Annotated in this window: 13 protein-coding genes; 5 read left to right on the top strand and 8 right to left on the bottom strand. The window is 61.8% G+C overall.

The window, feature by feature from the left end; all coding sequences use genetic code 11:
* Window positions 1-54 precede the first annotated feature (54 nt).
* From frdA to frdD, 4 genes are read left to right on the top strand one after another with little or no spacing between them, the layout of a single operon-like run.
* A complete protein-coding gene (frdA, locus tag ACL2XN_RS00395) occupies window positions 55-1,860 on the top strand; it encodes a fumarate reductase (quinol) flavoprotein subunit (RefSeq protein WP_410014431.1) in 1,806 nt (601 codons plus the stop codon).
* A complete protein-coding gene (locus tag ACL2XN_RS00390) occupies window positions 1,853-2,587 on the top strand; it encodes a succinate dehydrogenase/fumarate reductase iron-sulfur subunit (RefSeq protein ID WP_410014430.1) in 735 nt (244 codons plus the stop codon). The genes frdA and ACL2XN_RS00390 overlap by 8 nt, the downstream gene beginning before the upstream one ends.
* Window positions 2,588-2,603: 16 nt before the next feature.
* On the top strand, window positions 2,604-2,999 hold the full coding sequence (gene frdC, locus ACL2XN_RS00385) for a fumarate reductase subunit FrdC (protein WP_410016777.1): 396 nt from the start codon (window positions 2,604-2,606) through the stop codon (window positions 2,997-2,999).
* 13 nt (window positions 3,000-3,012) lie between these two features.
* A complete protein-coding gene (gene frdD / locus ACL2XN_RS00380) occupies window positions 3,013-3,363 on the top strand; it encodes a fumarate reductase subunit FrdD (RefSeq protein WP_410014429.1) in 351 nt (116 codons plus the stop codon).
* Between the two features lie 99 nt (window positions 3,364-3,462).
* Here the strand turns inward: frdD and hybG are convergent, their stop codons facing one another.
* Genes hybG through hybO form a run of 8 tightly spaced genes read right to left on the bottom strand, consistent with a single transcriptional unit; the run spans window position 3,463 to window position 10,295 of the window.
* Complete coding sequence (gene hybG, locus ACL2XN_RS00375; protein ID WP_410014428.1) at window positions 3,463-3,750, bottom strand: hydrogenase maturation factor HybG; 288 nt, start codon at window positions 3,748-3,750, stop codon at window positions 3,463-3,465.
* A gap of 17 nt (window positions 3,751-3,767) precedes the next feature.
* Window positions 3,768-4,109, bottom strand: a complete 342-nt coding sequence (hypA, locus tag ACL2XN_RS00370) for a hydrogenase maturation nickel metallochaperone HypA (protein ID WP_413728050.1) — start codon at window positions 4,107-4,109, stop codon at window positions 3,768-3,770.
* Window positions 4,102-4,632, bottom strand: coding sequence for a hydrogenase-2 assembly chaperone (gene hybE, locus ACL2XN_RS00365; RefSeq protein WP_413728049.1), 531 nt, complete (start codon window positions 4,630-4,632; stop codon window positions 4,102-4,104). Before hybE ends, hypA begins: the two co-directional genes overlap by 8 nt.
* Window positions 4,619-5,191 (bottom strand): HyaD/HybD family hydrogenase maturation endopeptidase, encoded by a 573-nt coding sequence (locus ACL2XN_RS00360; protein WP_413728048.1) that lies wholly within the window; start codon window positions 5,189-5,191, stop codon window positions 4,619-4,621. The genes hybE and ACL2XN_RS00360 overlap by 14 nt, the downstream gene beginning before the upstream one ends.
* Window positions 5,191-6,894 (bottom strand): hydrogenase 2 large subunit, encoded by a 1,704-nt coding sequence (hybC, locus tag ACL2XN_RS00355; protein WP_410014424.1) that lies wholly within the window; start codon window positions 6,892-6,894, stop codon window positions 5,191-5,193. Before hybC ends, ACL2XN_RS00360 begins: the two co-directional genes overlap by 1 nt.
* Entirely contained in the window at window positions 6,872-8,071 is a 1,200-nt protein-coding gene (gene hybB, locus ACL2XN_RS00350; protein ID WP_413723207.1) for a Ni/Fe-hydrogenase cytochrome b subunit, read from the bottom strand. The genes hybC and hybB overlap by 23 nt, the downstream gene beginning before the upstream one ends.
* Window positions 8,058-9,164: a hydrogenase 2 operon protein HybA gene (gene hybA, locus ACL2XN_RS00345; protein ID WP_413723208.1), complete on the bottom strand. Its 1,107-nt coding sequence runs from the start codon at window positions 9,162-9,164 to the stop codon at window positions 8,058-8,060. Before hybA ends, hybB begins: the two co-directional genes overlap by 14 nt.
* Before the next feature lie 3 nt (window positions 9,165-9,167).
* The gene (hybO, locus tag ACL2XN_RS00340) at window positions 9,168-10,295 is read right to left on the bottom strand and encodes a hydrogenase 2 small subunit (RefSeq protein ID WP_413729836.1); all 1,128 of its coding nucleotides are present in this window, start codon (window positions 10,293-10,295) and stop codon (window positions 9,168-9,170) included.
* Window positions 10,296-10,809: 514 nt separating this feature from the next.
* Between hybO and ACL2XN_RS00335 the strand changes: the two genes are divergently transcribed.
* Entirely contained in the window at window positions 10,810-12,423 is a 1,614-nt protein-coding gene (locus ACL2XN_RS00335) for a sensor histidine kinase (protein WP_410014420.1), read from the top strand.
* The last annotated feature ends 2 nt before the right edge of the window (window positions 12,424-12,425 follow it).

Raw genomic sequence — 12,425 nt, 5'->3', positions numbered from 1 at the left:
ATCCCGCTGCGTTTTGTTGATTTTAATGCAATGTCCGATGAGCAGGAGAATAAAGTGCAAACCTTTAATGCCGATATCGTCATCGTAGGGGCGGGGGGCGCGGGTTTACGCGCCGCCATTGCCGCCGCGCAGGCCCATCCCAACCTGACTATCGCCCTGGTATCGAAAGTATACCCCATGCGCAGCCATACCGTGGCCGCCGAGGGCGGGTCCGCCGCCGTCACCCAGGATCATGACTCTTTTGACTCCCATTTCCACGATACCGTCTCCGGCGGCGACTGGCTGTGCGAGCAGGACGTGGTCGATCATTTTGTCCGCCACTGCCCGGAGGAGATGACCCAGCTTGAACTGTGGGGCTGCCCCTGGAGCCGCAAGCCCGACGGCCGGGTGAACGTCAGGCGTTTCGGCGGGATGAAAATCGAACGTACCTGGTTCGCCGCCGATAAAACCGGTTTCCATATTCTGCATACGCTGTTCCAGACCTCGCTGAAATATCCGCAGATCAAGCGCTTCGACGAGCACTTCGTGCTGGATATCCTGGTGGACGACGGCCAGGCGCGCGGACTGGTGGCCATCAATATGATGGAAGGCACGCGCATCTGCATCCGCGCCAACGCCGTGGTCATGGCCACCGGCGGCGCCGGCCGCGTTTATCGCTATAACACCAACGGCGGCATCGTCACCGGCGACGGTATGGGCATCGCCCTGCGTCACGGCGTGCCGCTGCGCGATATGGAGTTTGTTCAGTACCACCCCACCGGCCTGCCCGGCTCCGGCATCCTGATAACCGAAGGCTGCCGCGGCGAAGGCGGCATCATGGTCAATAAAGACGGCTATCGCTATTTGCAGGACTACGGCATGGGGCCTGAAACGCCGCTGGGCCATCCGGAAAACAAATATATGGAACTGGGTCCGCGCGATAAGCTGTCCCAGGCGTTCTGGCACGAATGGCGCGCCGGGCGCACCATCGCCACGCCGCGCGGCGACGTGGTCTATCTCGACCTGCGCCATTTGGGCGAGAAAAAGCTGTTGGAACGGCTGCCGTTTATCTGTGAACTGTCGAAAGCCTATGTCGGCGTCGATCCGGTGAAGGATCCCATCCCGGTACGCCCCACCGCCCATTACACCATGGGCGGCATTGAAACCGATCAGCAATGCGAAACGCGCATCCGCGGTCTGTTTGCCGTCGGCGAATGCTCCTCGGTGGGCCTGCACGGCGCCAACCGTCTCGGCTCCAATTCCCTGGCCGAGCTGGTGGTGTTCGGCCGCCTGGCGGGCGAACAGGCCGCGGCCAGCGCGGCGGCCGCGCCGGCCGCCAATAACGCCGTCCTCGACGCCCAGGCGCGGGACGTGGAAACCACCCTGCAACGCCTGATGGACCAGCGGGGCAATGAAAAATGGTCGGCCATCCGCGACGAGATGGGCCTGTCGATGGAAGAAGGCTGCGGCATCTACCGTACGCCGGAGCTGATGCAAAAAACCATGGATAAGCTGGCCGAGCTGAAAGAGCGGTTTAAACGGGTTACCATTACCGATACCTCCAGCGTGTTTAATACCGATCTGCTCTACACCATTGAGTTGGGCAACGGACTGGAGGTGGCCGACTGCATGGCGCATTCGGCGTTCCACCGCCGGGAATCGCGCGGCGCCCACCAGCGGCTCGATGAGGGCTGTACCGAGCGCGACGACGTGAATTTCCTCAAGCATACCCTGGCGTTTTATAATCCCGACGGCGCGCCGCGTCTGGAATACAGCGACGTGAAGATCACCACCCTGCCGCCGGCCAAACGGATGTACGGCGGCGAGGGCGCCGCGGCCGCGGTACAGGATAAAAAGGATAAGGAGCAGGCCAATGGCTGAGATGAACACGCTGAAGCTTGAGGTAATGCGTTATAACCCCGAGCAGGATCAGGCCCCCCATCCCGTGGTGTACGACGTGCCTTATGACGCGCAAACCTCGCTGCTGGACGCGCTGGGTTATATCAAGGATAACCTGGAGCCGGACCTGTCCTTCCGCTGGTCGTGCCGGATGGCCATTTGCGGGTCCTGCGGCATGATGGTGGACGATGTGCCGAAGCTGGCCTGTAAAACCTTTTTGCGCGAATATCCCCACGGCATGAAGGTTAAGGCCCTGGGCCACTTCCCCATCGAGCGCGATCTAGTGGTGGACATGACCCATTTTATCGAGAGCCTGGAGGCGATTAAGCCCTATATCATCGGCAATAACCGCCAGCCGTCGGAAGGCACCAACCTGCAGACCCCGGCGCAGATGGCCAAATACCATCAGTTCAGCGGCTGCATCAACTGCGGCTTATGTTATGCCGCCTGTCCGCAGTTCGGGCTGAATCCGGAGTTTATCGGCCCGGCGGCCATTACGCTTGCGCACCGGTACAATCTGGATAACCGCGACCACGGCAAAAAGGAGCGGATGGCGCAGCTGAACGGCGAAAACGGCGTCTGGAGCTGCACGTTCGTCGGCTACTGCTCGGAGGTGTGTCCCAAACATGTGGATCCCGCCGCCGCCATTCAGCAGGGCAAAGTGGCGAGCACCCAGGACTTTATGATCGCCATGCTGAAACCTCGCTAAGGGAGTGATTAACATGATAACAACCAAACGCAAGCCCTACGTTCGCAGCATGCCGGCCAACTGGTGGCAGAAGCTGGGGTTCTACCGTTTTTATATGCTGCGCGAAGGCACCGCCGTACCGGCGGTATGGTTCAGCCTGGAACTGATCTACGGACTGTATGCGCTGAAGGCCGGCGAGGCGAACTGGGACGGGTTTGTGCATTTCCTGCAAAACCCGGTGGTGCTGGCGCTTAACCTGCTGACGCTGCTGGCGGCGCTGCTGCATACCAAAACCTGGTTTGAGCTGGCGCCCAAGGCCACTGTGCTGGTCGTCAAGGATGAAAAGGTCGGTCCGGCGCCGTTTATCGCCACGCTTTGGGGCGTTACGCTGGTGGTGACGGTGGTGATACTGGCCGTGGCCCTTGTCGTTTAATCAGGAGAACGCTATGAATCAAAATCCGAAACGCGCCGATGAACCGGTTTTCTGGAGCCTGTTCGGCGCCGGCGGCATGTGGAGCGCCATCGTCGCGCCGGTGATAATCCTGCTGGTGGCCTTTTTGCTGCCGCTGGGCTGGTATCCGGGCGAGGCGCTCAGCTATCCGCGGGTGCTCGCGTTCAGCCATACCCTGATAGGCCGCCTGTTCTGGCTGCTGATGATTGTCCTGCCGCTGTGGTGCGGGCTGCATCGCATTTATCACTGCACGCATGACCTGAAAATTCATGTGCCGGCCGGCAAATGGGTGTTTTACGGACTGGCCGCCATCCTGACCGTGGTGACTCTGGTGGGCATTTTTTAACCAGGGCAAGTTAACCTACCCCCTATCCGCACGTTAATCAGCAACGCCCCGCCACCCGTATCCCGGGTGGCGGGGCGTTGCCGTTATCGGGCGTTGTTTTTAGCCCACTACCCGCCGCTTCCCATCCTGTCTCATTTCGTCGAGCTCCAGGCCGACCATTTGCATGGACTGCAATGCCGCCAGCGTCTCGCGCGCCTCCTGCTCATCGAGCAGGCTCATGGCGAATCCCACATGGACCAATACCCACTGGCCGACCAGCGCGGCGGGTTCGCCTTCGCATACCAGGGCGATATTTACCGCGCGCTGCACGCCGCAGACCTCGATACAGGCCGGCTGGTGAATATCGGCCCCGACGGCCACGATCTTACCGGGAATGCCTATGCACATACTCTCTCCAAGGGATATTACTCCAGCTCCAGCTGCCTGACGCGCAGGCTGTCGCCGCCGTTAACCTGCAACGCGTGACCGCCGCAGCGCGGGCAGCCCGCGCCATGGTGCGTTATCTCGACGGCGGCGCCGCATGACCAGCACCAGGCCGGCGCCGGCCGCACGTCAAGGTGCAGCGCGCTGCCTTCGGCCAGCGTGCCGCGGCACGCCGTGCCGAACGAAAAACGCAGGGCGCTTTCCTCGATGCACGACAGCGCGCCCAGTTCCAGCCAGACCCCGGTCACCCGCCGCGCCCCGTGCGAGCGGGCCTGCTGGTCAATCAGCGCCAGCGCCTCGTAGCACAGGGAAAGCTCATGCATCCGGGGCGCCGCCCCGGCCGCGGGTGAGCCAGGCGCGGCGATCGGCGTCCGGCGGGCTGTCGCCGTCACGCACCGGCAACGACAACGCCATTTTCACGCAGTGTTCCGCCAGGGCGACCGCCCCGGCGCCGGTCAGCCCGGCATCCAGCGGCGACATCAGGGAACAGGAGAGATAGGGCCTCCGGCCCGCCAGCTCGCCGCTGATAAAGGTGACATTGCCGCACGGCAACGCCAGCGCCCGCCGCGCGCCGTTTTCCATCGGCGGCCATTCCTGGCCCGGCCCCGGCAATACCCACAGGCTCAGCATCCAGGGGGTCAGCAGGCATCCCAGCCACTGCTGTTCAAACAGGGTGAAACCGCAGGCGCGCACCGGCACCGCCGGACGGAAAAACGGCAAATCGCGCATGCGCTCATCGGCGATGCGCCGGAACAGCGGCTCCAGCCACGACGCGGGCGCGTCGCCGACGGCAGCCGCGGCCTCATTAGCCCTTGTCCGGGCGGGAGGATCTTCATACCGCGGCATGGGTATCTCCCTTATCAAAAGGGTCATTGTCGTCGGGCCGGGAAAAGGGGCCGGCGTCAGGGTCGGGGGGCGCGTCGCTGGCATCCCGCGCCGACACGGTCACGCCGCTTTGCTCCAGCGCGGCAATCACCTGCCCCAGCGCCGGTTCCACCGCCCGCGCCACGCAATCGGTCAGGCCGATGCGCATGGTCAGCGCTTGCGGCTCCACGCCCACCAGGGTCAGGCGGCGCGGAAACGCGTCCAGCAGGCGCAGCGCCATCAGCGCATCGGCCAGTCCCAGCTGATGCGGCGACAGCTTTTGCGTCAGGAACGCGGGCACCTCATCGTCGCGCAGCACCACCACCGCGCCGGGGGCATGGCCGGCGAGCACCGCGTCGGCCACGATCAGATGATCGCGGCCGGACAGGGTTTCCAGCAGCTCCATGCCCGAGGTGCCGCCGTCCAGGATGTCGATGGCGGGCGTGAACCGGTAACGGCGCGCCAACGCTTCAACGATGCGCACCCCCACCGCTTCATCGCTCAGCAGCAGGTTGCCGATACCCAGCACCAGAATACGCATCACAGCACCTTTACCCGGTTCACTTCCCGGCCGGTCGCGTCCACCAGGTGCACGGCGCATGACATGCAGGGGTCGAAGGAATGGATGGTGCGCACCACTTCCAGCGGCCGGGCGGCGTCGGCCACCGGCGTGCCCACCAGCGACTGCTCGTAAGGCCCCGGCACGTCCTGCCCGTTGCGCGGGCCGGCGTTCCAGGTGGAGGGGACCACCGCCTGGTAATTGGCAATCTTGCCGTCCCTGATAACCACCCAGTGCGACAGCATGCCGCGCGGCATTTCGCCGAAGCCTACGCCGCGCAGTTCCTTATCCAGCGGAATGTCCGGCTTGATAAAGGTCTGGTGATCGCCCCGGCCGATATTGTCCACCAGCAGTTGCCACATCACGCTCAGCGAGTCTTTCAGCACGCAGCAGTGCACGGTGCGGCCGATGACCCGCCCCAGGGTGGAATGCAGATCGGCCTCGCGCAACGTGTTGCCGGTAAGATGGCGATAGGCGGCGCCAAGCTGCGAAAAGTGGGTTTGCGCGCCCTCGTGGCCCGCCGCCAGCCCGCACAGCAGCCAGGCCAGCGGACCGACCTCCACCGTCTGGCCGTAGAATATCGGTGATTTTACCCAGGAATATTTACCGTCCTCCTGCCAGCCGGTGTACTGCGGCCGGGTACGGCCCTCCCAGGGGGCCAGCGGCTCGTCATCCTGGTACCAGGCATGTTTGGCGCTTTCCTGGATGCCGTCCATCAGGAACGGGTCGGTATGGCTGGCGATGGGGCGGAAACGGGCGGCGTCGCCGTCCTCCAGATAACCGCCCGTCAGCCAAAAGGTCTCGCCCTTGCCATCCAGCGGCAGCTCCGGCACGCTCAGGTAATGCCGCGCCCCGCGCCCCAGCGTCAGCCACTGTGGATAGTGGGCGGCGATCACCACGCAGTCGACTTTATACACCTGCTCGATAAAGTCGCCCAGCCGGTCGATAAAGGTTTTGACATACATCAGCCGTTCCAGGTTCAGCACGCTGGGCATATCCGGGTTGATGGCGTTGGCGACGCCGCCGACGGCCAGGTTCTGGATATGCGGCGTTTTGCCGCCCAGCATGGCGACGATGCGGTTGGCGTCGCGCTGGCATTCCAGCGCCTGCAGGTAATGGGCCACCGCAATCAGGTTGACTTCCGGCGGCAGCGCCATGGCCGGATGCCCCCAATAACCGTTGGCGAAAATGCCCAGTTGACCGCTGGCCACCAGATCCTTGATCTTTTGCTGTACCCTGGCGAACTCCGCCGCGCTGTTCAGCGACCAGGTGGACAGGCCTTTGAGCAGCGTTTCGGCTTTCACCGGATCCGCCTTGAGCGCCGAGGTAATATCCACCCAGTCCAGGGCCGACAGCTGGTAAAAATGCACGATATGATCGTGGATGCTGTGGGCCGCCAGGATCAGGTTGCGGATATACTGGGCGTTCACCGGCACGCTCATGCCCAGGGCGTGTTCCACCGCGCGAACCGAGGCGATGGCGTGCACCGTGGTGCACACCCCGCAGATACGCTGGACAATCATCCAGGCGTCGCGCGGATCGCGGCCCTGGAGAATTTCTTCCATGCCGCGCCACATGGTGCCCGACGACCAGGCCTTGACCACTTTTCCCTGTTCAATTTCGCAATCAATACGCAGGTGGCCCTCGATACGGGTAACAGGATCAATGGTGATGCGTTGGCTCATGCTCTACCTCAATCGGACGATCGTGATGGCGGTCCGCCGTCCCGGACAGGACCGGCAACAGGCGAATCAACATTATGTAAGCACAGACTTCGATAGCGACGAAGCCCACTGAAATCAGGATTTCACCCACGGCGGGGAAATAGCGGTAACCGCCGCCGGGATTGAAGGCGATCAGGGAATAATCCAGGCGCCACAGCGCCGCGCCCGACAGCATGCACAGCCCGCCGATAAACAGCGCGCGGGCGTCCCGGCGGCAGCGTCGCAGGCAGAGCATCAGCAACGGCGCCAGCATCAGGCCGATTTCCGCCCAGAACAGCGCGGCATAGCGATCGCCCGCCCATAAATAGCCGGTCTTGCCGCGCCAGATCACTTCCGCAAAGCGCAGCAGGATGAAGATCGTCAGGAAAACGGCGATAATGCGCGTCAGGCGCGTGAACAGCGGCGTTTCGTCCGCTCCGCGGCCCGCAAGCCCCGCCCGCACCAGCGAACCTTCAAACACCACCATCGAAAACCCCATGATAAAGGCGGTCAGCAGCGAAAACAGCGGCAGCATTTCGTAGCTTTGCCACAGGGGATGCACCTTGATGCCGGCGGCAATCATCAGCGACCCCATGGAGGATTGATGCATGGTGGGCAGCAGAACGCCCAGCGACAGGATCAGGAACATCCCTTTATCGAGCCATTTGCGCGGGGCGTGCCATCCCCACTTTTCACACAGTACCGGCGCGAACTCGAGCGCCATGATGCCGATGTAGATGGTCATGCATACCGCGGTTTCAAACAATACCGACGAGGTATTGAAATAGCCGGGAAGATAAAAGTACGGCAGGTTCCAGTAGCGGCCGACGTCGATGGTGATGGACAACCCGCCCAGCGAATAGCCGAACAGGCTGGCCAGCAGCGCCGGACGCATCAGCGGGTGGAATTCGCCGCGGTTGAAGACGTAGACCGCCCAGGCCAGCGCCCACCCGCCGCAGGCCAGGCCGGTGCCCACCAGCAGGTCGAAGGCAATCCACAGGCCCCAGGGATAACCGCCGTTCAGGTTGGCCACCGAGCCGATGCCGAACAGCAGTCGCCTGAGGATAAGCCCCGCGCACAGTATCACCAGCGGCGCCAGGTACATAATGGGCCTGGCGAACAGACGTCCGCCCAGCGGGCTGGCCTTATGCATCGTCATGATTATTCTCTCCTGGTGGCGCTACGCGCGTCGTTTTGGCGCCTGACGCCTCCCGCCCGCCCGGCGCATCGTCGCCGGCCGCGCCGGATAGATCAGGCCCGGCGGCCTTATCGTCGCCGTCGTGTCCGTCGCGGGTATTGCGCCGTACCAGCAGCGCCAGCCCGGCAAATACCGCCAGCGGCAATACCATGCCTTTATACAGCGAATGCTGGATATGCTCCGAGCGCGCGCCGGTGGACAACTCCGCCAGCGCCGGCAGGTCGAGGTTTTGGTATGGCACCCCGGCCAGCACCAGCACCTGGGTGCCGCCGCCTTCTTTCTCGCCGTAGATATGCGGTTCATACCGCGGCAGGGCGCGCGCATAGCGATCCCCATCCCCAAGGGTCTGGCGGGGATACAGATATTCAACGCCCGGGGTCAGCGCCAGACGCTGGCGGGCTTCGGCCAGCAGCGCTTCCCTGGTGCCGAAAATCACCGCGCCGGTGGGACAGACCTCGACGCATCCGGGCAAGCCGCCGTTATCCAGCCGGGCGACGCCGGGCTGGTTGCACAGCTCGCATTTATGGATTTGGCCCAGCGGATTGTCATAATCGTATTTCGGCACGTTAAACGGACAGGCCACCATGCAATAACGGCAGCCGGTGCAAATATCGGCGTTGTAGTGCACCACGCCGGTCGTGGGGTGTTTTTTCAGCGCGGACACCGGACAGACCGATACGCAGTTCGGATCTACGCAGTGCATGCATTGCTTTTTGATATAGGCGTAGCCGTCCTGGGCCTGATCCTTATTTTTGCCGGTGCCGGAGGTCCACACCTGGATAATATTGTTGGTATACGGGCTGAGCTTGTCATTATCCGACCAGGTGGCCGCGCCGCCGGCATAGGTTTTCCCCGCGGCTGGCCTGGGAGAATGATTGACCTGCTGGCATTTTGTCACGCAGGCCTGGCAGCCCACGCAGAGCGTGGAATCGTACAGCATGCCCAGCGCGCCCGGAATGGGCGGTTTATTCTGCGCCTGCGCCAGCGCGGCGGCGGGTACGCCCGCCAGCAAGGCCCCGGCGCAGGTCAGTTTAAAAAAATGACGTCGGTTCACGGCTCACTCCTCCCGGGACGAAGCGTCGGTCCGATCCCGGCGCTGTTTATTCTGCGCCCGGCCCAGTTCACGCACCGTCATCAGGCCGACGCCCGCCACCACCCCCAGCACGCCGCCGATAAGGCCGGTGGCGGTGGCGGAGCGCGGCGCCCCTTCCGGCTGATGGACGGAAGGTTTTTCCGCCCTGGGGGTGGGGTTTTCCACATTCGCCAATTGGAAAATCCCCTTGGTAAAGCCGATGCCCTGCTCATTGCAGCCATAACAGGGATGGCCGATGCCCACCGGCCAGATACCGCCGCCCACATCGCAAAACTCCAGGGTCGGGCAGTTGCCGTAGGTCTCCGGTCCTTTACAGCCCAGATGGTACAGACACCACCCCTGGCGATGCCCCTCGTCGCCGAATTCCCGGGCAAAACGCCCCGCGTCGAAATGCGGCCGCCGCTCACAGTTTTCATGAATCAGACGGCCATAGGCAAAGGTGGGCCGCCCGGCGGCGTCAAGCGCCGGCGCGCGCCCCCAGGTAATGATATGGGCCACCGTCGCCAGGAAATTATGTGGATTGGGCGGGCAGCCCGGGATATTGATAATGGTTTTGCCCGGCAGGGCCTGCTGCAGGCTGACCGCCCCGGTGGGATTGCTGCCCGAGGCCGGCACGCCGCCCCAGGCGGAACAGGACCCGATGGCGATAATGGCGGCGGCGCCCTCGGCGCATTCACGGATATGCTCGACAATAGGTTTGCCGGCCACCATGCAGTACACGCCGCCGTCCTTGAGCGGGATGGAACCGTCCACCACCAGCACATATTTGCCGCGGTACCGCTCCACCGCGCGCTGCTTATTGTCCTCGGCCTGGGCGCCGAAGGCGGCGGAGAGCACCTCATGGTATTCCAGGGAAATATCGTTAAGCAGCAGGTGTTCCAGCGTCGGATGCGTCGCGCGCAGCAGGGACTCGGTGCAGCCGGTGCATTCCTGGGCGCCGATCCAGATAACCGGCGGCCGCGTCGGCTGCGCCAGGGAGCGGGCCATTTCGCCGGCCGCGCGGCTGCTCAGGCCCATGGTGGCGGCCAGGGCGGCGCACAGTTTTAAAAAGGTACGGCGATCAACCCCCGGGGGAGTAATGCGGGTATTCATAGTGGTTTTGGGCCTCTTACATGGCAACGCTGCTCAAGCACGGCTGCGTCATTGAGACCCTGAAATTATTATGAGAGGGTTAAATTGATCTCTATCAATTTAGGGCCAAATGACAATTTATATTTTTATTATTTGTGACCAAGAACATTTTTAACCAATATTATTTCAAAATGTTTACTCTGAAATTTTACTTTATTTGTTTTTTGTTAGGCTGGACCTCTATGCATTATATTTCCACGACGCACGCCATTAAATAACTATTCTGTTATTTTATTAAGTAAAATAATCCTCTACCGGAGATTATTTTCAGCCACGGCATAATCAGGCGCTGGTTTTATGCGCGCCCGCCACTATTTTTGCCGGGAGTGTGAAGCAGACCCGCGTCAGAAGCAAGCAGAGTCTTTACCATCTTATTCATGGCGCGGCGTAATGATAGCGGCAGCAAAATACCCCTCCTTCAGCCTTATTTTGTCGTATCATCCCGGGCAAGACGATTGGCGAACACGGAGAACACATGGCCAGAGACACCCGCAAAGCGCCGCTGACATTGAGCACCTCCGTCATTCTCATGGTATCGGGTGTCATCGTTTCCGTGCTGGTGGTGGTCCATATGCTGTTTTTCAGCCAGATAAGCGAACTGGCCGAGAACAACGTGCGGGATAAAGCCTTCGCCATCGCCCGCACCCTGGCGCAGGATCCCGAGGTGGTGCAGGGCCTGGGCGGCCAGGGCAATCCGGGCGCCATTCAGCAGGTGGCCGAAGCCGCGCGGATACGCAACGACCTGTTTTTTGTCGTGGTCACCGATATGAACCGGATACGTTATTCGCATCCGAATGCCGAACTGCTGGGTAAACTCTATGTCGGCGACGATATACTGCCGGCGCTCCAGGCGCGGGAACACCAGGCGATTAACCAGGGCACGCTGGGGCGGGCGCTGCGTATCTATACCCCGGTCTATAACGCCGCGCAGCGGCAAATCGGCGTGGTGGCGATTGGCATTTCACTGGATACGGTACAGACCATCGTCAACGGCAACCGCTGGAACCTGCTGTGGACCGCGCTTATCGGCGCCGCCGTGGGCGGTATCGGCACCTGGCTGCTGGTCAAGGCGCTCAAGCGTATCATGCTGGGATTCGAACCCCATGAAATCGCGCAACTGTTCGAGGAGCGCAACGCCATGCTGCAATCGGTCAAGGAAGGGGTGATTGCCGTCAACGCCGACGGCCAGATTACGCTTATCAACGACGAGGCCAAACGGCTGTTCAAACAGCACGGCCCCTGGGAAAACCTGCTGCTGGACGCGGCAAGCAAGAATTGGCCGGCGCAGCTCTATTTACGCAACGTGCTGCAAACCGGCAAGCCCCAGCGCGACCGGGAAAGCCATATCAACGGCAGCGTGCTGCTGACCAATACCGTGCCGGTGATCGTGGGCGAGGACATCGTCGGCGCTATTGCCACGTTTCGCGATAAAACCGAGGTGGCGCGCCTGCTCGAGCGTCTGGACGGCATGTCGGCCTATGCCGATACCCTGCGGGTGCAATCCCACGAATTTATGAACAAGCTGCATGTGATTCTCGGCATGCTGCATTTAAAAAGCTACCAGGCGCTGGAATCCTATATCCTGAAAACGGCCAATAATTATCAAAATGAAATCGGCACCCTGATTCGTATCGTCAAATCGCCGGTGATCGCCGGTTTCCTGCTCGGTAAGATTAACCGCGCCCGCGACCTTGACATCGGCCTGGTGATTACCGAGGACAGCTGGCTGCCCGATACCGATGATAACGACACCACCGCCTGCCTTATCACCGTATTGGGCAATGTGATTGAAAATGCCATGGATGCCCTGTCCGAGAGCGAAAAAGGCACGATCACCGTCAGTTTCCTCTATCGGGATGATATGCTGCTGCAGTGCACGGTGAGCGACGACGGCCCCGGTATCGACCCGGCCGTGGGGAACACGGTCTACCAGCGCGGTTTTTCCACCAAAGGCACCGGCCGCGGCATCGGCCTTTATCTTGCCCGGGAAGGCGTGGAACGGCTGGGCGGATGGATGGAATTTACGTCTGAACCGGGGGTGAGCACCCGCTTCGACATCACTTTGCCATATCGGATAAAAACGGGGTAACC

This window comes from Sodalis sp. RH22, assembly GCF_047324165.1.
Lineage (GTDB): Bacteria > Pseudomonadota > Gammaproteobacteria > Enterobacterales > Enterobacteriaceae > Acerihabitans.
This window is presented reverse-complemented; position numbering and strand designations above follow the sequence as displayed.

Excerpts from the sequence above, each read along its gene's own strand:
- hybB (WP_413723207.1), bottom strand. The coding sequence starts at position 8,071 with ATGACGATGCATAAGGCCAGCCCGCTGGGCGGACGTCTGTTCGCCAGG.
- hypA (WP_413728050.1), bottom strand. The coding sequence starts at position 4,109 with ATGCATGAGCTTTCCCTGTGCTACGAGGCGCTGGCGCTGATTGACCAG.
- ACL2XN_RS00390 (WP_410014430.1), top strand. The coding sequence starts at position 1,853 with ATGGCTGAGATGAACACGCTGAAGCTTGAGGTAATGCGTTATAACCCC.
- hybG (WP_410014428.1), bottom strand. The coding sequence starts at position 3,750 with ATGTGCATAGGCATTCCCGGTAAGATCGTGGCCGTCGGGGCCGATATT.
- hybO (WP_413729836.1), bottom strand. The coding sequence starts at position 10,295 with ATGAATACCCGCATTACTCCCCCGGGGGTTGATCGCCGTACCTTTTTA.
- frdD (WP_410014429.1), top strand. The coding sequence starts at position 3,013 with ATGAATCAAAATCCGAAACGCGCCGATGAACCGGTTTTCTGGAGCCTG.
- ACL2XN_RS00335 (WP_410014420.1), top strand. The coding sequence starts at position 10,810 with ATGGCCAGAGACACCCGCAAAGCGCCGCTGACATTGAGCACCTCCGTC.
- hybE (WP_413728049.1), bottom strand. The coding sequence starts at position 4,632 with ATGCCGCGGTATGAAGATCCTCCCGCCCGGACAAGGGCTAATGAGGCC.
- hybC (WP_410014424.1), bottom strand. The coding sequence starts at position 6,894 with ATGAGCCAACGCATCACCATTGATCCTGTTACCCGTATCGAGGGCCAC.
- ACL2XN_RS00360 (WP_413728048.1), bottom strand. The coding sequence starts at position 5,191 with ATGCGTATTCTGGTGCTGGGTATCGGCAACCTGCTGCTGAGCGATGAA.